We start from the raw sequence: 19165 nt of genomic DNA on the forward strand, positions 1-19165 counted from the left end.
CCGAGTAAATTTCGCACGACTGTGCGAAGAAAGGAAATTCCATGCTGATCTTTGCCCTGTTTATTGCCGCCGTCGCGGCGGTGCTCGCCCTGGGCCTGCGCCTGTGCCGTCTGTTTGACGGATTGCCCCGCAGCAATGCGGACTGGATTCACTACTGACACGAAACGGAACCCGCCATGTCATCCACCACCCTGCAAGCCACCTCCGACTTTTACGCCAGCAATCCCGCCACCCGCCTGCTGCGCCTGGCCCTGGGCACCTCCCAGCGGCTTTGGCCGGCGCTGGGCCTGCGCCTGGCCTACCGCCTGTTTGGCACGCCACTGCCGCCGCGCTGGCTGCGCCGCGACCGCCCCTGGCCGGGCGCTTGGACGCAGGAGCGTTGGCCGTTTGAACAGGCCAGCCTGACCCTGCACCACCCCACACCCGTGCCTGACGCACCAGCAGAAGGCGCATGCGTGCTGTTGGTGCATGGTTGGGGCGGCCATGCAGGCCAGATGCTGCCCCTGGCCCAAACCCTCATGGCCCAGGGCCTGCGCCCCGTGCTGCTGGATTTGCCGGCCCACGGCAAAAACGCCGGGCGGGTGAGCAACCTGCCGCAGTTTGCCCGCGCCATGGAATACACGCTGGCCCGCCTGGCCCAGCAGGGGCACACCGTGCAGGGCGTGGTGGCGCATTCGCTGGCGGCCAACGGCCTGGCCTTTGCCGCGGCACGCGGGCTGCCCACAGAACGCCTGGTGCTGCTGGCACCACCCGCCTCGCCACGCGAATACACGCGCCTGTTTGCCCAGGTGTTTGGCCTGCATGAGCCTATGCGCGCGGCCCTGCAGCGCCGCATTGAAGCACGCGAGGGCATTGTCATGGCCCAGTTCGAGCCACACGCCAGCGGCCCGCGCATTGCCCAACCCACCCTGGTGGTACATGACCGGGGCGACCGCATCAACCCCTTTGCCGATGGCAGCGCGTTTGCCGAGGCCATTTCTGGCGCCCGGCTGCTGGCCACGGAAGGCCTGGGCCACACCCGCCTCTTGCGCGACGCCCAGGTGGCACAGGCGGTGACCGACTTTTTACGCTGAGCCGCCCGAAGGCCCGCATCCCCCAGGTGCCCGGGGTTGCGGGCAAACCCTAGTTACAGCGTGGCACGTGGATTGCTAGCATGCAACTCATGACTTGACCAAACGGTCAGTTTTTTAAGGAGTTGTCCGCGTGTCCATCCCTTCTTCTTCCTTCGCCGACGTGCAGGCAGGCCGCCTCAGCACCGAGGAATACGCCCAGCGCTTTGCCGACGCCACCCCGCGTTTTACCCATAGCCAGGCCCTGCTGGAGGCCGAGCGCTGCCTGTACTGTTATGACGCACCCTGCGCCACGGCCTGTCCCACCAGCATTGATGTGCCCTCCTTCATCCGCCGCATTGGCGATGGAAACCTGCGTGGTGCGGCGCGCACCATTCTGGAGAGCAACCCGCTGGGCGGCATGTGCGCCCGCGTCTGCCCCACCGAGAACCTGTGCGAAGCCGTCTGCGTGCGCAACACGCAAGAAGACCGCCCCGTGGCCATCGGCCGCCTGCAGCGCCACGCGGTGGACGCACTGATGGAAAGCGACAAGCCGCAAATCTTTACCCGCGCGGCGCCCACCGGCAAAAAGGTAGCCGTGGTGGGCGCTGGCCCCGCGGGCCTGGCCTGTGCCTACACGCTGGCGCGCCAGGGCCATGACGTGGTGGTGTTTGACGCCAAACCCAAGGCCGGTGGCCTGAACGAATACGGCCTGGCCAGCTATAAGACGCCGGGCGACTTTGCCCAACAAGAGATCCAGTGGTTGCTGGGGATTGGTGGCATCACCATCCAGAACAACTGGAAGCTGGACACCGTGGCACAGCTGGAAGCACTGCGCAAGGACTATGCGGCGGTGTTTCTGGGCATGGGCCTGGCCACCACGCATGCTCTGGGCGTACCCGGCGAAACGCTGGCAGGCGTACAGGACGCGGTGGACTTCATCGCCACGCTGCGCCAGACCGAAGACAAGGCCACCCTGCCCGTGGGCCGCCGTGTGGTGGTCATCGGTGGCGGCATGACCGCCGTAGACGCCGCGGTGCAAAGCAAGCTGCTGGGCGCCAAGGTGGTGCACATGGTGTACCGCCGCGGGGTGGACACCATGTCCGCCTCCAAGGCCGAGCAAGAATGGGCGCAAACCAATGGCGTGGTGCTGCACAACTGGCTGGCACCAGTCGAGATCTTGGGCAAGGACGGCCATGTCAGCGCCATCCGCCTGGCCGACCAAGCCCTGGTGAACGGCAAGCTCACCCCCACAGGCCGCGAGATCACCTTCGAGGCCGACACCGTGCTCAAGGCCATTGGCCAGAAGCTGGGCAACCCCGTGCTGGCGGACGCCGGCCTCACGCTGGCTGGCGGAAAGATTGCCACCGACGAGGCAGGCACCACCAATCTCAAGGGCGTGTGGGCCGGCGGCGACTGCCGTGCCGGCGGGCTGGACCTGACCGTGGAAGCCGTGGAGCACGGCAAACGCTCGGCCCACGCCATCCACGCCTACATCACCGCCTGAACGCCGCGTCACCCCTATCTGGAGAATCACCATGGCCAATCTGGAAACCACCTTCGCTGGCGTCAAAAGCCCCAACCCCTTCTGGCTCGCCTCTGCGCCACCCACCGACAAGGCCTACAACGTCAACCGCGCGTTTGAAGCCGGCTGGGGCGGCGTGGTCTGGAAGACCTTGGGCGAAGCCGGCCCCCCCGTCGTCAACGTGAACGGCCCCCGCTACGGCGCGCTCTTGTCCAACGACCGCCGCCTCATGGGCTTCAACAACATCGAGCTCATCACCGACCGCGACCTGGAGCTGAACCTGCGCGAGATCACCGAGGTGAAACGCAACTGGGCCGACCGCGCCATGGTCGTCTCGCTCATGGTGCCCTGTGAAGAGAAAAGCTGGAAAGCGATCCTGCCGCGCGTGGAAGACACGGGTGCCGACGCCATTGAGCTGAACTTCGGCTGCCCGCATGGCATGAGCGAGCGCGGCATGGGCGCCGCCGTGGGCCAGGTGCCCGAGTACATCGAGATGGTCACCGCCTGGTGCAAGCAATACAGCAAGCTGCCCGTCATCGTGAAGCTCACGCCCAACATCACCGACATCCGCAAACCCGCGCAAGCCGCCAAGCGAGGCGGCGCCGATGCGGTGAGCCTGATCAACACCATCAACTCCATCATGGGCGTGGACCCGTACACGCTGACCATGTCGCCCAGCACGGGCGGCAAGGGCAGCCACGGTGGCTACTGCGGCCCGGCCGTGAAGCCCATTGCGCTGAACATGGTGGCCGAAATTGCGCGCGACCCTGCCACCGCCGGCATGCCCATTTCCGGCATCGGCGGCATTGGCAACTGGCGCGATGCGCTGGACTTCATCGCCCTGGGCTCCGGCACGGTGCAGGTCTGCACGGCGGCCATGGTCTACGGCTTCAAGATCGTGCAGGAAATGGAGAGCGGCCTGTCCGACTACATGGACGAGATGGGCTTCAAGAGCGTTAGCGAGATCGTCGGCCGCGCCGTGCCCACGGTGAGCGACTGGCGCTACCTGAACCTGAACCACATCAGCAAAGCCGTCATCAACCAGGACAGCTGCATCCAGTGCGGCCGCTGCCACATTGCCTGCGAAGACACCAGCCACCAGGCCATCACCTTCGAGAAAGACGGCAAGCGCCACTTCGAGGTGAAGGAAGACGAATGCGTGGGCTGCAACCTGTGCGTGACCGTATGCCCCGTGCCCAACACCATCTCCCTGCGCGACCTGGCGCCCGGCGAAAAAGACTTGCGCACTGGTAGCCTGGTGAGCGATAAACATGCGGATTGGACCACCCACCCCAATAACCCCATGCGCCAGGCTGCCTGAGCTGGCCTTTATGCATCAAATCAACCTCTAGCCCCCGTATCCATTGCGAAAGCAGCTACAGTTTTAGGAGCATTTATGACCAGCATTCTGATCAAAGGCGGCACCGTGGTGAACGCCGACCGTGCTTTTCGTGCGGACGTGATTACCCAGGACGGCAAGATCGTGGCCGTGGGCGAGAACCTGACGGCGCCCGCCGGTGCGACGACGGTGGACGCGGGCGGCCAGTATGTGATGCCTGGCGGCATCGACCCGCACACCCACATGCAGCTGCCCTTCATGGGCACGGTGACCATGGACGACTTCTACACCGGCACCGCGGCCGGGCTGGCGGGCGGCAACACCACCATCATCGACTTCGTCATCCCCGACCCGCAAGAAAACATCATGGACGCCTACCGCAAATGGCGCGGCTGGGCCGAGAAGTCGGCGTCGGACTACACCTTCCACGTCGCCATCACCTGGTGGAGCGAGCAGGTGCGCCAGGACATGGGCACGCTGGTGCAGCAAGAGGGCGTGAACAGCTTCAAGCACTTCATGGCCTACAAGAACGCCATCATGTGCGACGACGAAACGCTGGTGAACAGCTTCAAGCGCGCGCTGGAACTGGGTGCCATGCCCACGGTGCACGCCGAGAACGGCGAACTGGTCTACCTGCTGCAGAAAACGGTGTCCGAGATGGGCATCAAGGGCCCCGAAGGCCACCCGCTCTCCCGCCCGCCCATGGTGGAAGCCGAAGCCGCCAACCGCGCCATCGCCATTGCCGATGTGCTGAACGTACCCATCTATGTGGTGCACGTGAGCTGCGTGGAAGCGGCTGAAGCCATTGCCCGCGCCCGCGCACGCGGCCAGCGCGTGTACGGCGAGGTGCTGGCCGGCCACTTGGTGCTGGACGACAGCGTCTACCGCCACCCCGACTTTGCGACGGCCGCCGCCCACGTCATGAGCCCGCCCTTCCGCCCCAAGGGCAATAGCGAATTCCTCTGGCGTGGCCTGCAGAGCGGCAACCTGCACACCACCGCCACCGACCACTGCACCTTCTGCGCCGCGCAAAAGGCCGCGGGCAAGGACGACTTCACCAAAATCCCCAATGGCTGCGGCGGCGTGGAAGAACGCCTGGCTGTGATCTGGGACGAAGGCGTGAACACCGGGCGCCTGACGCCCAGCGAGTTTGTGGCCGTCACCTCGGCCAACACCGCCAAGCTGTTCAACATCTACCCCCAAAAGGGCAGCGTGTCTGTGGGCGCCGACGCCGATTTGGTGGTGTGGGACCCCGCAGGCACCAAGACCCTGTCGGTCAAGACGCAGCACAGCAAGGGCGACTTCAACATCTTCGAAGGCCGCCGGGTCAAGGGCATCCCCAGCCACACCATCAGCCAGGGTGAGCTGGTCTATGTGCAGGGCGACCTGCGCGCTGTGAAGGGCAAGGGCCGCTACCTCAAGCGCCCCGCCTTCAGCGACAACTTCTCTGCCAGCCGCCTGCGCGCCGAGACGCTGGCCCCCACCGCCGTAAAGCGTTAGACCAAAGCTAAGCCCGAAGGACACCACCATGACCACCGCAACCGCCATCGACATCGACAAGGTCCGCATCAACGGCGACCGCCTCTGGGCTTCGCTCATGGAGCTGGCGCAGATTGGCGCCACGCCCAAAGGCGGTGTCTGCCGCCTGACGCTGACCGACCTGGACAAGCAGGGCCGCGACCTGGTGCTGGGCTGGGCGCGCGACGCCGGCATGACCATCACCATCGACAAGATCGGCAACGGCTTCATGCGCCGCGCCGGGCGCAACAACAGCCTGCCACCCATCATGACCGGCAGCCACATCGACACCCAGCCCACGGGCGGCAAGTTCGATGGCAACTACGGCGTGCTGGCCGGCATTGAAGTGGTGCGCACGCTCAACGATCTGGGCATTGAGACCGAAGCGCCGATCGAAGTGGCCTTCTGGACCAACGAAGAAGGCTCGCGCTTTGTGCCGGTGATGATGGGCTCGGGCGTGTTTGCCAAGGCCTTCACGCTGGAGCATGCGTATGCGGCCACGGACACCGAAGGCAAGAGCGTGAAGGGCGAGCTGGAACGCATCGGCTACATCGGCACGCAGGAGCCCGGCGACCACCCGATTGGCGCGTACTTTGAGACGCACATCGAACAAGGCCCCGTGCTGGAAGACAACGACGTGACCATTGGCGTGGTCAGCGGCGTGCTGGGCATCCGCTGGTTTGACTGCACCGTGACCGGCATGGAAGCCCACGCCGGCCCCACGCCCATGGCGCTGCGCAAGGATTCGCTCTTGGCCGCCACACGCATCATGCAAGACGTGGTGGCCGCGGCACACCGCCACCCGCCGCATGGCCGTGGCACCGTGGGCATGGTGCAGGTCTTCCCCAACAGCCGCAACGTGATCCCCGGCCGCGTCAAGTTCAGCATCGACCTGCGCAACGCCACCGACGCGCTGGTGGACCAGATGGCCGACGAGGTCAAAGCCTTTGCCGCCAAGGTCGGCCAGGAGCACGGCGTGGACGTGAAGATAGAAATGGTCTCCAGCTACAACGCCATCGCCTTCCACGAGAACTGCGTCGACGCTGTGGGCCGCGCCGCCAAGAAGCTGGGCTACAGCAACATGCCCGCCGTCTCAGGCGCCGGCCACGACGCCGTCTACATGGCCAAGCTCGCCCCCGCCGGCATGATCTTCATCCCCTGCAAAGACGGCATCAGCCACAACGAGATCGAGGATGCGAAGCCGGAGCACATCACCGCGGGGTGCAATGTGCTGTTGCATGCGATGTTGGAGAGGGCTGGGGTGGTTTGACTGGCCACAAGGGGAAGAATATGAGGCTTATTGGCCTCTAGCCCCCGTATTTGTTGAGCAAGCAGCTCCTGATTTGGTAGCAAATCAGGAGCTTTCTTTTTTCCGTCTTGAGCGGTGTGTACTTCTGATAGGCTGAGTTTGGCATTTGAAGGACCGCAAAATGAAAATTCCTAAAGCATTCATTTCCTATTCACACGACTCCCAAGAACACAAGAAATGGGTTTTGGAGTTTGCAACAAGATTGCGTAACTCCGGGGTAGATGCAATTCTTGATCAATGGGAATTGCAACCCGGTGATGATCTTCCGCACTTCATGGAGAAAAACCTTTCTTCGTCAGACCGCGTAATCATGGTTTGCACGGAGCGCTATGTAGAAAAGGCTAATTCAGGAGCGGGCGGGGTAGGCTACGAAAAGATGATCGTCACAGCAGACCTGTTAAAGAGCATTGATTCAAACAAGGTAATTCCAGTAATTCGGCAAACTGGAACTCATGCTGTTCCAACGTTTTTGAAATCCAAGCTATTTATCGATTTCTCCGGTTTAGATCAGACGGAATTTGCTTTTGATGAGCTTGTACGAACCCTCCACGGGGCACCGCTATTTGTTAAACCACCAATTGGTAACAATCCCTTCAATTCAGTTGCGGCCGCCCCGCCCGAGAGAACTGGTGACGGTTTGCTTGAACTAATGAGTCGTATTGTTTGGGAATTTGAACGGACAACAGCCGACTTCATGAATTACGGGAAACTACTCGCCAATTCAAAAATTTCCAGACTGATGTTCGATGCCCTTGTCGAGCAAGCAAAAGGGGAACGCCTAATCACTCAGGACGAGGACAAGGATATCCGTCTGACGACGAAGGGGAAGCAATACGCACTTCACCACAAACTACATCGCTAAAAAACTTTCACCACGCCCTCATCTTCTCCAGCAACCCAACCTTCAGATCCCCACTCGCAAAACTAGCCTCAATCGAAGTCCGCGCCACCTCCCGCGTCACCTCATCCGTCCACCCAAACGCCTGCCGGCACAGCGCGTACTCCCCCACCAAACTCGCGCCCAGCAGCGCCGGGTCATCGGTGTTGACGGAGACACGCACACCGGCCTGCCGTAGCCGCTCGATGGGGTGCGCCTCGATAGACGGATACACCCCCAGCACCAGATTGGACGTGGGGCACACGCCCAGCGGGATCTGCCGGTCGGCCAGCATTTGCACCAGTGCCGGGTCTTCGATGGCGCGCACGCCGTGGTCGATGCGGTCCGCGCCCAGCAGGTCCACGGCGTCCCACACGCCTTCGGGGCCGCTGGATTCGCCCGCATGCACGGTGCGGCGCAGGCCGGCGCTGCCGGCCTTGCGGAAGGCCTCTGCAAACCGGGGGCCGGTGCGGCCGGCGGTGGCTTCGTTGCCGTCTACCGACAGAGCCACCACGCGCGGGTGGCGCAATGTGGTGAGCGTGTCTACCAACTCAATAGCCTCGTCGGCCGACTGCGTGCGCAGCAGGCTGACGCACAGGCCCACGCCGGGCAGGCCGTCTTGCTCCGCGGCGCTAAAGCCCGCGTGGATGGCGTCGAGCATGGGGCCCAGGCGGCCATGCCATGCGTGCCAGTGGGTGGGGTTGAAGATGACATCGGCATAGCCGGTGCCGTTGGCCGCCAGCCGCTGGCTGAGGCCGTAGCTCAGTTCCACCAAGCGGTCTTGCGTGCGGGCCAGGCCACAGGCCAGGTCCAGAAAGCCCAGAAAGTCCGCCAGGCCGGAGAACTTGAACAAGTCCTCTTGCGGCCGGGGCAAGGCCACGCCTTCGGTCTTGGCCCAATGGGCGATCAGCGCGGCTTCAAAGCAGCCCTCCAGGTGCAGGTGTACTTCGGCCTTGGGCAGGGCGCGCAGGCGACTTTCTTCCGCGGGAGACATAGGCGCGCTCATTGGGCGGCCGCCAGGCAGTGCGTCATGGGGTGGCCGTAGGTCTTCTCGATGGACGGGAAGTACGACGCTGGGCCTTTGACTTTCTCAGGGGCTGCCATGGGGAACTCCTTGCTGTGGATTTCTGGGGAGCCCCTATTGTTATCTGCCCGCGGCGACCTGGTTGCCCATCTCCACCAGGGGAAGGCGCTAACCTTGGGCTGGGCGTCGCCACGCTTGACGATGGACACGGCGAATGGCTGCAATCAGCCTGTACATTGCAAACCTATGCGTCCGTCTCACACACCCGCTGTCAAGAACAAAGCCCTCCACGCCATCGCCCTGTTTGAGGGACTGAAGGGCTTGGCCGCGATCGCGGCCAGTCTGGGTCTGCTGAGCTTGGTACACCACGATGTGCGCGCCATCGCCTATGCGCTGATGGGCCATTTGCACGTGAACCCGGATGCGCGCTTCCCCCAGATGCTGCTCAATGACATTAGCGCGCTTCAGAACGCGAACTTGCGCCAGGTTGTACTGTTGGCCTGGGGCTATGCAGCCATTCGGCTGACGGAAGCTTATGGCCTGTGGCGCGACAAAGCATGGGCCGAGTGGCTAGCTGCGGTGTCTGGCGCGATCTATTTGCCTCTGGAGCTGAGCCACTTGGCGCGGCACACCACTGCCATCAACGGCTTGGTGTTGGTTGGAAACATTGCAGTTGTTGCCTACATGGTGGTGAGGCTAAGGCGCCGCAGACATCAAGGCGCCGGGGCTTCGACCCAAGGCACAGTCTGAGAGAGACACGTCTTGCCTTGCTGGGCTGCAGTGCAGCCCTTGTTGCTATCGCTCAATGGGTCATGCGCACAGCGACCGGCTTTAGCGCTCCTGTCTTCGCCGCATCCAGACAGCCCAGCCCCACCAACGCCGCCTCCACCGCCTCGTCCAGCGGCGTGTGGGGCTCCTGGCCTAGCGTCGCCAACAGCTTGGCGTTATTCATGCCCACAGGCGTCTTCCACAGGTAGCGCATCTCCTGCAGTTCCCGCAGGGTCACCACAAACGGCGCGGCCAGCGTCATCAGCCACCAGGGGAAGGCGCTGAGCTTGGGCTGAGCGCCACCGCGGCGCAGGACCACGCGGCGGATGGACTCGCCCATCTGGGTGCCATCGGCATCCCAATGGCCCTGCATGTGGAAGGCGGCAAAGGGCTCCAGCGTGTCGCGGCGCTGCAGCAGCTGCAGCATGGTGCGGGCCACGTCGGGCACATACGACCACTGGTGGCCCACACCAGGCGCACCGGGCAGGCTGATGGCCTTGACCGGTTGGTTAGGCTTGACCAGCCCCTGCGAGAACCAGCTGTTGGCCACCTTGGGGCCAAAGAAATCGCCCGCGCGCACCACGATCACTTGGCAGCCCTGGCCGCTGGCCTGGCGCAGGCGGCGCTCCAGTTCCACGCGGATGGCGCCTTTGCGGGTGAGCGGCTCCTGCGGCGAGTCTTCGCGCAGCAGGGGAAAGGCGCTGGGGCCAAAGTTGTAGACCGTGCCGGGCAGCACGATGGTGGCGCCCTGCGCCTGCGCGGCGGCGATGGTGTTTTCCACCATGGGCAGCACCACCTGCGCCCAGCGGCGGTAGCCGGGCGGGTTAACGGCGTGCACGATGACGGCGCAGCCCTGGGCGGCGGCCATCACATCGGCACGCTCCATGGCGTCGCCGCGCACCCACTCGATGCCATCACGCCGCTCACTGGCCTGCGCACCACCGCGGCGCAGGGCGCGCACGGTCCAGCCTGCGGCCACCAGTTGCCGTGCCACTTCGCCGCCAATGCCACCGGTGGCGCCCAATACCAATGCTGTGTTGTTGCTCATCTCATTGCTCCTTCAAAAACGTGTTGCGATGGGATGAAGTTTGGGATGGCGGGGGCTAATAAGCAATTGACCAACATGCACCAGCGGCCATACATTTCTGTATGACTACCGACAACCACACAGAGATTGGCTGGGAGCTGTACCGCTCCTATTTGGGCGTGCTGGAAGAGGGCTCGCTGTCTGGGGCGGCGCGCGCCATGGGCATTGCCCAGCCCACCGTCGGGCGCCACATTGATGCGCTGGAGAAGGCACTGGGCGTGGCGCTGTTCACCCGCTCACAAACCGGGCTGCTGCCCACCGACGCCGCGCGGGCGCTGCAGCCGTTTGCCCAAGCCATGAGCAGCTCTGCCGCTGCGCTCAAGCGCGCCGCCGAGAGCCAGGGCGATGGCATACGCGGCACGGTGCGTGTGACGGCCAGTGAGGTGGTGGGCGTGGAGGTGCTGCCCCCCATACTGGCCCAGCTGCAAAGCGCCTACCCCGACCTGAAGGTGGAGCTGGTGCTGAGCAACCGCGTGCAAGACCTGCTGCAGCGCGAGGCCGATATTGCCGTGCGCATGACACAGCCCAAACAAGAGCAGCTGATTGCCCGACGCGTGGGCCAGGTGCGCCTGGGTTTTCACGCGCACCCCACCTACCTGCAACGCCGCGGCACCCCCACCACCCTGGCCGAACTGGCCCAACACGCGCTGATTGGCTTTGACGAGGAGACAGCGTTTGTGCGCGCGGCCCGCAAGGGGTTTGCGCTATGGCAGCGCGAGGCCTTTGCCCTGCGCACCGACAACGATGTGGCCCAGCTGGCGCTGATCCGCGCGGGCTGCGGCATTGGCATTTGCCAGCTGCCGCTGGCAGCGCGCCACCCGCAGCTGGTGCACCTGCTGGCTGACGACTTTTCGCTGAACCTGGAGACTTGGCTCACCATGCACGAAGACCTGCGCAACACGCCACGCTGCAAGGTGACGTTTGACGCACTGCTGCAGGGGCTGCAGGCCTACATGGGGGAGGATGAGGCCTTGCCCGATGCGCCAATGACGGACGACACACTCAGGCTCAGCACTACCAACGGCAAGGCCACGCCAAATGCCCATTGAATGCCGAAGTGCTGCGCCACAAAGCCCAGCAAGGGCGGCGCCAGCAGGAAGGACACAAACGCGGTTTGCGCCAGGGCGGCCACGTTCACATTCGAGGGCCGGTCGGTGCGCTGCGCGGCGGCGGACATGGCCAGCGGGAAGATAGCGCTGCTGCCCACGCCCATCAGTGCAAAGCCCAAGAGCGAGAGTGCAGGGTTCAGCGTCAGGTACACCAGCAGGCAGCCTACGGCCAGCACGCTCAGCAGGCAGCGCGTCACCAGCACGGGGCTGTGCCGTTCGACAAAGCGGTCGGCCACATAGCGGGTGAAGGCCTGCGCAGCGGCGCCAGTGGCCACAGCCACGCCGCCCATGAAGGGTGTGGCATCGAAGATGTTGCGCATGTAGATGGCAGACCAGTCAAAGCCCGCGCCTTCCAGCACCATGGCCGGCAGGGTGACCAGCACCAGCAGCAGGATGGCCCCGCTGGGCACCGAGAACTTGGGGGCCGGCACGTCCGCATGCTGCTGATCGGCTTCGCGCTGCGGCGCCACCTCAAACTTGCCCAGCAGCAGGGTGGTCAGCACGCACGAGATCAGCACCACCAGCAGCAGATGCGCCAGGGGCGACACATTCAGGTACGCCATGAGCGAGCCCAGCGCCGCGGCTGTGAAAAAGCCAATGCTCCAGAACGCGTGGGAGCGGTTCATGATGCGTCGGCCCGACGCATGCTCGGCCCGGTCGGCTTCCAGGTTGACGCCCACTTCGATTGCCCCCAGCATCAGACCGGCCGGGAACAGGCAGACAAACATCCAGGCCGGCGAGCTGGCCACGGCGGCAAGGGCGTAGAACACCGGCAACACAGGCAGCAAGTAGAGGAACACGCGGCGGTGCCCAGCCCGCTCCACCAGCGGTCCGCCAAAGGTCAGCGACACGAGCGTGCCCGCCGCCACGCCGATCAGGGCCAGCCCCAGCGCGCCCTCCCCCACACCCATGCTGCGCTGGATTTCGGCCAGCCGGGGAAAGAAGCCGCCGATGCAGAATGCATAGAGAAAGAAGCTGGCAAACACGCGGCGGTGCATGGGCATGTTCAGGCCCAGCCGCCAGCTGAGTGAGGTTGGTTGACGCGTGCTGTCTTCTGTCATGAAAGTCTCTCTGTGTTGAACCAAAAAATTGGGCCCTGATGCCCCGCCCCATTTGCCCACGCTGCCTGCGGCCTCAGGCCACCTGCATCTGCCGCTTTGTCACGCCTATTGCCCCTGCCTGTGAGGTGCTCATCCTCCAGCACCCGCTGGAAGCCCACCACGCCAAAAACAGCGCACGCCTGCTGCACCTAAGCCTGCCCGGCAGCCGCCTGGTGGTGGGCGAGGTGTTTGACGACGCCACCCTGCACACGCTGCTGCCCGACACCCGCACCACCCTGCTGCTCTACCCGGCCACACCGTACGCAGACCACACACCCCCTGCGCCACTGGACCCCGCGGCGCTGCACGATCCGGCCCGGCTGCGGCTGGTGGTGCTGGACGCCACCTGGCGCAAGAGCCGCAAGATGCTGCACCAAAGCCCCGCGCTGCAGCGCTTGCCACGCCTGGCCCTGCGCGAAGTGCCCACGGGCCGCTACGCCATCCGCAAGGCGCATGCGCCGGGGCAGTTGTCGACGCTGGAGGCCACCTGCGCTGCGCTGGCGCAGCTGGAAGGCGACGCCGCGCGCTGGCAACCGCTGCTGGCGGCGTTTGACGGCTTTGTCGCGCAGCAGCAGGGTTTGGTGCCAAGCTAGGCTCCAGCCCCCGGCAAATATGCGCTAGCAGCTCCTGTTTTAGGAGCAAACCTCCGCCATACCCATCAACCGTGCCAGTCGCCGGTCAGCGTCACGCTGTGGTTGGCAAAGGCGCTGTCTGCGTTGGTGCCCAGGTGCAGGCCGAAGCTGCCGGCCTCGGCGGTCCAGCGCTGGTGCGCCACGTCATAGAAGGCAAAGGCGCGCATGTTCAGCGTGAGCTTGGCCGTGCCGCTGGCGCCGGCGGCCAGGTGCAGCTTGGCGAAGGCCTTGAGCTCGCGCCCGGGGCGGGCCACGCTGGCCTGGGCATCGCTTACATACAGCTGCACCACAGCCTGACCGGCACGAGTGCCGGTGTTGCGCACATCTACCTCCAGCGTGATGCTGTCGCCGGGGCCAAAGGTGGCGGGCACGCCGCGCACAGGGCCGTAGTCAAACGTGGTGTACGACAGGCCATGGCCAAACGGGAACTGCACGGCCAGCTTCTTCTGCTGGTAGTGGCGGTAGCCGATGAACACGTCTTCGCCATAGCGCACATGGCCGTCCACGCCGGGGTACTGCGCGGGGTCGCCAAAGGCCACGGTGTCTTCCATGCGCAGAGGCCAGGTTTGGGGCAAGCGGCCGCCGGGCTCAGACGCGCCCAGCAACACATCGGCAATGGCGTTGCCGCACTCCTGGCCGGGGTACCAGGCCTGCAGCACGGCGGGCACATCGGCCAGCCAGGGCGTGGTCACCGGGGAGCCGGTTTGCAAGACGACCACGGTGCGCGGGTTGGCCGCGGCCACCTGGGCGATGAGGGTGTTCTGGTGGTGCGGCAGCGTCATGCTGGTGCGGTCCAGGCCCTCGTTGTCCCACTCGGCGTTCAGGCCGGCAAACACCACGGCCACGTCGGCGGTACGTGCGGCTTCCACCGCGGCGGCAATGTCGGTGGCGTCCAGCACGCGGCTGGCGCCAAAGCGCAGGGCGCGGAAGTTCACTTCTTCGTAGGCGGCGGAGCTGTACTCCACGGTGATGTCGCACACCTCGCCGGCTCGCAGGTGGCGGGTGTGGCGCACTTCTTCGCAGCCAAAGGTGAAGTAGGGCTCGCCACGGCTCCAGGTGCTCCAGGCGTCCAGGACCGGCGTGCCGTTGATGGAGGCACGGCTCAGGCCGGCGCTGATGAGGGAGAACTGGTGCTCACCCGCGGCCGTGGAGACAAAGCGCAGCGTAGCGCGGGCCGAGAACTTGCCGGGCTGCACGCCATCGGGCACATGGCCCGCCCAGATTTGCTCGGTGTTGTCCACAGTCTGGGTGCAGACCACGGGGCCGCTGAGGTCGGTGCTGTTGAAAAACTCCAGCTGCATGGGCGTGCGCAGCACGGGCACCCAGCGGTGGATGTCGGCCCCCGCGTGGTGGGTGAAGGTGGCGTTGGGCCACTGGGCACGCAGCGCATCCAGCGGGGCCACGCGGTAATGCGCGTTCACCGTGGCACTGCCGCCCCCCATGATCTGCGGCACCACGGCGGGCACGCCGATCACCGCCACGCGGCGGGCCGTGCTGGCCACCAGGGGCAGGGTGTTTTTGTCGTTCTTCAGCAGCACGGCGCCCTCGGCACCCAGCGTGCGGATGAGCTGGCGGTGGGCGGGCACGTCGTCGGCGCGCTCGGCGGGAATCACCGGGTCGGCGAAGCTGCCCACGCGTTGCATGAGCAGCAGCACGCGGCGGGCGCAGTCGCGCACGGCCTGGGCGGGCAGGCGGCCGGCCTTCACCGCGTCCACCAGTTTTTGGCCGCGCTCACGCGTGGTGCCGGGCATTTCCAGGTCGGTGCCGGCCAGCACGCCCTGCACGGTGTCGTGGCTGGCAAACCAGTCCGTCATCACCAAGCCGTCAAAGCCCCATTCGTTGCGCAGCACCTCGGTCACCAGGCGGCGGTGGTCGGCGGCAAAGGTGCCGTCGATGCGGTTGTAGGCCGTCATCACGGCCCAGACGCCGGCTTCTTTGACGGCGCGCTCAAACGGCAGCAGGTACAGCTCGCGCAGTGCGCGCTCGGGAATGTCCGAGCTCATGGACATGCGTTGGTATTCGCTCTCGTTGCCCACAAAGTGCTTGATGGTGGCAGACACGCCGGTGCTCTGCACGCCGCGCACATAGGCCACGGCCATCTCGGAGGACAGCCAGGGGTCTTCGGAATGGCATTCGAAGTTGCGGCCATTCAGCGTGGTGCGCTGCAGATTCACCGTGGGGGCCAGCAGCACGCGGGCGCCCTTGATCTTGGTTTCTTCACCCAGCGCGGCGCCGGTTTGCTGGATCAGCGCGGGGTTCCAGGTGGCGGCCAGTGCAATGCCGGCCGGAAAGCAGGCGGTGCTGGGGCCGTCCTTGAAGATGCCACCCCGTGCGCCGTTGGGGCCGTCGCTCACCTTCACGGCGGGCACGCCCAGGCGGGGGATGGGCACGGTGGTCCAGAAATCGGCCCCCGTGAGCAGGGAGACCTGCTCCTCCAGGGTCATGGGGTCCAGCAGGGCGTCGAGTGTGTTGGCGGTCATGGTGTGTCTCCTCTTAGTGTTTGCGCATGAACTTGAAAATCAGGATCCAGAAGCTCAGAATCAGCGAGGCCACGGGGAACTGCAAGGCCGTGGGCATGAAGTAGATGACCAGCACGCCCGGACCCCACACGCACCACACGGCAATGATCACGGGCAGGTAGCGCTGGCTCAGAAAGTCAGTGGTGAAGAAGCGTTTGAGCGAGGCGGCGGTGAAGCCTTCGTCCTTCCAGATGAAGACAGCCACCATGAAGAAGTTGGACACCGGCGAATAGACAAACTGGTCGAACAGCATCTTCTTGACGATGGTGGCGGCGTCATTGCCGCTGCCAAACAGGATGATCTGCACCGTGTAGAGCACCTGCACCGACATGCCGATAAGGCCGAACACGACAAAGGCAAACGCCATGTCGCGGGCGATGGTGGGCGGCACAGGCTGGCGCAACACGGCCCAGGCCAGCAGTTCGGGCACCAGCACGGCAAAGGCTGCGTAGGTGAAGAACGAACCGGTGTAGCCCCAGGCCTGCTTGAACTCGCCCCACTGGGTGAGCCCGCCCTGCACGGCCGGGCTCCACACATAGGCCAGCAACAGCAGCACCAAGCCGCTCCAGAGCACCAGCCCCGGCTTCATATTCGCCAGAACCGCGCTGCGAACCTGGTGCAGGGCTGTGGGATGCGCTGCAACCGACATCAGACAGCCGCCGCCGTGCGGTTGGCCAGCGCCAGCGCGGCCAGCTTCACCGCGCCGTCAAAACTGCGCGCGCCACCAATGAAGAGGTTGAGGTGGCAGAACACGCTGTCTGCCACGCCGCTGACCGCGGCCAGCTCGGCATCGCGCAGGCCGGCCCAGGCCTCGGGCAGGTCCATGCGGGCGGTGAACGATCCAGCTTCCACCGGCACGGTCTTGATCTGGTACTGGTTGCCGTCGGAGTCGGGATAGATGACAAACATCACCTCGGGCATTTCATTCACCACCACATGCGTCCAGGGCATGCCACCCTCTTGCAGGTGCAGCACGCGGCCGCCCAGCAGGCGCGGGGCGTTACGCACGGTGTCCATGGCGCGCAGCTGCGCCACTTTCTTGCTGATGGCGTGGTCCAAAAACTTGCGGGTGATGGCAATGGCTTCGCGAAAGCGCGTTTCCAGCAGTTGGGCCTTGGCGGTGTGGTCCAGGCCCTGCTCTTCCAGCCAATGCGTGTTGAGCTGAGCAATGAGAGATGACAGGCCAAAGATGCCGGGCGACACATCGCCCTGGCCGGTGTCCACAATGTCCAGGTACTGCACCAGCGAATGGTCGATGGAGCGCACGATCTCGGCCACGGCCTCGTCGTTCAGGCTGTGGCCTTGGGCGGCGGCCCAGGCTTGCACGTAGGCGGTACCAAAGGCCGACCACACCAAGCCCGCACTGGCGTAGCCCACGCCGGGCACGTTGGTGCCGTCGACCTCGCGCGCGGGGCGCGCGCCGTCAAAGCCGCGCTGGTGGTGGTCAAAGCGGCCGGTGGCTGCGTCCCAGGTGCCGCCCACGTCCACGACGTAGTCGGCCGCGTCAATCAGCTCCTGCTTGCGGGTACGGACCAGGGTGTGCGATGGGAAGACCCCCATGAGGATGCCCACGCCAAAAACATCGTCAGCGTGGAAGGTGCCACTGTGCGTGGCGATGGTGATGGGGGCAGCAGTCATGCGGAAATTCTAGGGTCAAATACCTGACTATTCCCCAATGAAGCTGCACCACCATCACCCGTTTCAATAGTAAAAAACTTAGATAAATATCACTGTTGCGGCTAGCGCAGCTTGAACACCGACACCGCGTGCACCAGTTCCTGCGCCTGGCCACTCAGGCTGCTCGCCGCCGCCGCCATTTCTTCCACCAGCGCAGCGTTTTGCTGGGTGGCCTGGTCCATTTGCGTAACCGCTTCACCCACCTGGGACACACCCGCGCTCTGCTCGCTGCTGGCGGCGCTGATCTCGCCCATGATGTCGGTCACACGACGGATGCTGGTGACCACCTCGTTCATGGTGCTGCCGGCCTTGTCGACCAACGCAGTGCCCTGGTCCACACGGCCCACACTGTCGTTGATGAGGTTCTTGATTTCCTTGGCCGCTTCCGCCGAGCGACCCGCCAGGCTGCGCACTTCGCTAGCCACCACCGCAAAACCGCGACCCTGCTCTCCGGCGCGTGCGGCTTCCACCGCCGCGTTCAGCGCCAGGATGTTGGTCTGGAACGCGATGCCGTCGATCACGTTGATGATGTCTGCAATGCGCTTGGAGCTGTCGCTGATGCCCTTCATGGTGTCCACCACCTGCGACACCACGCTGCCGCCTTCCATCGCCACCGTGGAGGCACTTTGCGCCAGTTGGTTGGCCTGGCGGGCGTTGTCCGCGTTGGCCTTGACGGTGGACGACAGCTCTTCCATGCTGGCCGCGGTTTCTTCCAGTGCGCTGGCCTGGCTTTCGGTGCGCGCGCTCAGGTCCTGGTTACCTTGGGCGATTTCGGAGCTGGCGCTGGCCACCGATTCGGAGCCGGTGCGCACGGAGGACACCACCTTGATCAGGCCGTCCTGCATGGAAGACAGGGTTTGCAGCAGTTGGGCGATTTCGTCCTTGCCTTGCGCATGGATGGGGCGGGACAGATCGCCTTCGGCCACCGCGCGGGCGGTCTCCATGGCTTGGGCCAAGGGGCCGGTCACACTGCGGCTGATCACCACGCCCAGGCCCACGCCCAGCAGCACGCAAACGGCGATCAGGCCCAAGGTCACATTGCGGCTGCTCACGTACAGCGCGGTGTTGTCATCAGACACACGGTGGGCCTTGGCTTCGAACACCTTGGTGAGATCGGACATGACCGTACCCACCTTGATGCTGGGCTGCACCACGCTGCTGCCCAGGAACTGCAGCAATGGGGAGTCGGGCTGCATCTCGGCCGTGGCCAGCAGCTTGAGGATGCCCTCCAGCGCCTGTTGGTCAGCCTTCCAGGCGTCGTCCACCGCCGCAAACGCAGCCAGGGTTTCGGGATCATCGGCCTTGCCACGGGCCTCGTTCATCAGCTCCAGGCTTTTGGCGCGCCAGGCGGCCATGCGTTTGAGCGCACCATCCCGCCCCTCCGGGTTGGTCGCGATGATGGCGTCACGCAATGCCACCACGGCCGCGTAGCGCTGCACATTGGCCTCTTTGACCAGTGCCAAGCCCACAGTTTCTTTTTCGTAAAGCGCGGTGTCGGCGTCGTTCAGCACGCCCATGTTGCGGATAGCGAACAGCCCCAGGGCTGCGCCTATGAGGGACACCAGGACAAAGGCCAGTACCAGCTTGGTCGAGATCTTGTAATCGGAGAGAGACATGGGGCGGCACCTTTCA

At 64.8% G+C, this 19165-nt stretch carries 16 protein-coding genes; 9 read left to right on the top strand and 7 right to left on the bottom strand.

The genetic code is table 11. The features are described from left to right. The first annotated feature begins 176 nt into the window (after positions 1–176). The 6 genes from AC07OE_RS13625 to AC07OE_RS13650 all read left to right on the top strand — a co-directional run bounded on the left by AC07OE_RS13625 (position 177) and on the right by AC07OE_RS13650 (position 7602). Positions 177–1073: an alpha/beta hydrolase gene (locus AC07OE_RS13625; protein ID WP_495071106.1), complete on the top strand. Its 897-nt coding sequence runs from the start codon at positions 177–179 to the stop codon at positions 1071–1073. 130 nt (positions 1074–1203) lie between these two features. After that, positions 1204–2556, top strand: a complete 1353-nt coding sequence (locus AC07OE_RS13630) for an NAD(P)-dependent oxidoreductase (protein ID WP_495071107.1) — start codon at positions 1204–1206, stop codon at positions 2554–2556. 31 nt (positions 2557–2587) lie between these two features. Continuing rightward, positions 2588–3895, top strand: a complete 1308-nt coding sequence (preA, locus tag AC07OE_RS13635) for an NAD-dependent dihydropyrimidine dehydrogenase subunit PreA (protein ID WP_495071108.1) — start codon at positions 2588–2590, stop codon at positions 3893–3895. 75 nt (positions 3896–3970) lie between these two features. After that, the gene (hydA, locus tag AC07OE_RS13640; RefSeq protein WP_495071109.1) at positions 3971–5413 is read left to right on the top strand and encodes a dihydropyrimidinase; all 1443 of its coding nucleotides are present in this window, start codon (positions 3971–3973) and stop codon (positions 5411–5413) included. Positions 5414–5441: 28 nt separating this feature from the next. After that, entirely contained in the window at positions 5442–6701 is a 1260-nt protein-coding gene (locus tag AC07OE_RS13645; protein ID WP_495071110.1) for a Zn-dependent hydrolase, read from the top strand. Positions 6702–6861: 160 nt separating this feature from the next. Continuing rightward, positions 6862–7602 carry a toll/interleukin-1 receptor domain-containing protein gene (locus AC07OE_RS13650; RefSeq protein ID WP_495071111.1) on the top strand — a complete coding sequence of 247 codons (741 nt, stop codon included), beginning with the start codon at positions 6862–6864 and terminating at the stop codon, positions 7600–7602. Between the two features lie 7 nt (positions 7603–7609). On the opposite strand, the gene add is transcribed toward AC07OE_RS13650, so the two are convergent. Then, on the bottom strand, positions 7610–8611 hold the full coding sequence (add, locus tag AC07OE_RS13655) for an adenosine deaminase (protein WP_495071112.1): 1002 nt from the start codon (positions 8609–8611) through the stop codon (positions 7610–7612). 276 nt (positions 8612–8887) lie between these two features. Between add and AC07OE_RS13660 the strand changes: the two genes are divergently transcribed. Then, positions 8888–9391, top strand: a complete 504-nt coding sequence (locus AC07OE_RS13660; protein WP_495071113.1) for a DUF2127 domain-containing protein — start codon at positions 8888–8890, stop codon at positions 9389–9391. Positions 9392–9443: 52 nt separating this feature from the next. Here the strand turns inward: AC07OE_RS13660 and AC07OE_RS13665 are convergent, their stop codons facing one another. Continuing rightward, positions 9444–10457, bottom strand: a complete 1014-nt coding sequence (locus tag AC07OE_RS13665) for an NAD-dependent epimerase/dehydratase family protein (protein ID WP_495071114.1) — start codon at positions 10455–10457, stop codon at positions 9444–9446. Between the two features lie 101 nt (positions 10458–10558). Here AC07OE_RS13665 and AC07OE_RS13670 point away from each other — a divergent pair, with 101 nt between their 5' ends. After that, positions 10559–11545: a LysR family transcriptional regulator gene (locus AC07OE_RS13670; RefSeq protein WP_495071115.1), complete on the top strand. Its 987-nt coding sequence runs from the start codon at positions 10559–10561 to the stop codon at positions 11543–11545. Here AC07OE_RS13670 and AC07OE_RS13675 read toward each other — a convergent pair. Then, complete coding sequence (locus AC07OE_RS13675; protein ID WP_495071116.1) at positions 11446–12666, bottom strand: MFS transporter; 1221 nt, start codon at positions 12664–12666, stop codon at positions 11446–11448. The genes AC07OE_RS13670 and AC07OE_RS13675 overlap by 100 nt on opposite strands. Positions 12667–12704: 38 nt before the next feature. Between AC07OE_RS13675 and AC07OE_RS13680 the strand changes: the two genes are divergently transcribed. Then, complete coding sequence (locus tag AC07OE_RS13680) at positions 12705–13298, top strand: tRNA-uridine aminocarboxypropyltransferase (protein ID WP_495071117.1); 594 nt, start codon at positions 12705–12707, stop codon at positions 13296–13298. A 65-nt stretch (positions 13299–13363) separates the two neighbouring features. Here the strand turns inward: AC07OE_RS13680 and AC07OE_RS13685 are convergent, their stop codons facing one another. From AC07OE_RS13685 to AC07OE_RS13700, 4 genes are all read right to left on the bottom strand, one after another. After that, a complete protein-coding gene (locus AC07OE_RS13685) occupies positions 13364–15817 on the bottom strand; it encodes a glycoside hydrolase family 3 C-terminal domain-containing protein (RefSeq protein ID WP_495071118.1) in 2454 nt (817 codons plus the stop codon). Between the two features lie 13 nt (positions 15818–15830). Beyond that, positions 15831–16505 carry a hypothetical protein gene (locus tag AC07OE_RS13690; protein ID WP_495071119.1) on the bottom strand — a complete coding sequence of 225 codons (675 nt, stop codon included), beginning with the start codon at positions 16503–16505 and terminating at the stop codon, positions 15831–15833. Beyond that, positions 16505–17494 carry an MYG1 family protein gene (locus AC07OE_RS13695; protein ID WP_495071120.1) on the bottom strand — a complete coding sequence of 330 codons (990 nt, stop codon included), beginning with the start codon at positions 17492–17494 and terminating at the stop codon, positions 16505–16507. Before AC07OE_RS13695 ends, AC07OE_RS13690 begins: the two co-directional genes overlap by 1 nt. Before the next feature lie 101 nt (positions 17495–17595). Beyond that, positions 17596–19149, bottom strand: a complete 1554-nt coding sequence (locus tag AC07OE_RS13700) for a methyl-accepting chemotaxis protein (RefSeq protein ID WP_495071121.1) — start codon at positions 19147–19149, stop codon at positions 17596–17598. Positions 19150–19165 lie beyond the last annotated feature (16 nt).

The sequence above is a fragment of the Rhodoferax sp. GW821-FHT09E07 genome, assembly GCF_059416145.1.

Coding starts and splice junctions, on each gene's coding strand:
- AC07OE_RS13625 (WP_495071106.1), top strand. CDS start 177: ATGTCATCCACCACCCTGCAAGCCACCTCCGACTTTTACGCCAGCAAT.
- preA (WP_495071108.1), top strand. CDS start 2,588: ATGGCCAATCTGGAAACCACCTTCGCTGGCGTCAAAAGCCCCAACCCC.
- hydA (WP_495071109.1), top strand. CDS start 3,971: ATGACCAGCATTCTGATCAAAGGCGGCACCGTGGTGAACGCCGACCGT.
- AC07OE_RS13645 (WP_495071110.1), top strand. CDS start 5,442: ATGACCACCGCAACCGCCATCGACATCGACAAGGTCCGCATCAACGGC.
- AC07OE_RS13650 (WP_495071111.1), top strand. CDS start 6,862: ATGAAAATTCCTAAAGCATTCATTTCCTATTCACACGACTCCCAAGAA.
- add (WP_495071112.1), bottom strand. CDS start 8,611: ATGTCTCCCGCGGAAGAAAGTCGCCTGCGCGCCCTGCCCAAGGCCGAA.
- AC07OE_RS13660 (WP_495071113.1), top strand. CDS start 8,888: ATGCGTCCGTCTCACACACCCGCTGTCAAGAACAAAGCCCTCCACGCC.
- AC07OE_RS13665 (WP_495071114.1), bottom strand. CDS start 10,457: ATGAGCAACAACACAGCATTGGTATTGGGCGCCACCGGTGGCATTGGC.
- AC07OE_RS13670 (WP_495071115.1), top strand. CDS start 10,559: ATGACTACCGACAACCACACAGAGATTGGCTGGGAGCTGTACCGCTCC.
- AC07OE_RS13675 (WP_495071116.1), bottom strand. CDS start 12,666: ATGACAGAAGACAGCACGCGTCAACCAACCTCACTCAGCTGGCGGCTG.
- AC07OE_RS13680 (WP_495071117.1), top strand. CDS start 12,705: ATGCCCCGCCCCATTTGCCCACGCTGCCTGCGGCCTCAGGCCACCTGC.
- AC07OE_RS13685 (WP_495071118.1), bottom strand. CDS start 15,817: ATGACCGCCAACACACTCGACGCCCTGCTGGACCCCATGACCCTGGAG.
- AC07OE_RS13690 (WP_495071119.1), bottom strand. CDS start 16,505: ATGTCGGTTGCAGCGCATCCCACAGCCCTGCACCAGGTTCGCAGCGCG.
- AC07OE_RS13695 (WP_495071120.1), bottom strand. CDS start 17,494: ATGACTGCTGCCCCCATCACCATCGCCACGCACAGTGGCACCTTCCAC.
- AC07OE_RS13700 (WP_495071121.1), bottom strand. CDS start 19,149: ATGTCTCTCTCCGATTACAAGATCTCGACCAAGCTGGTACTGGCCTTT.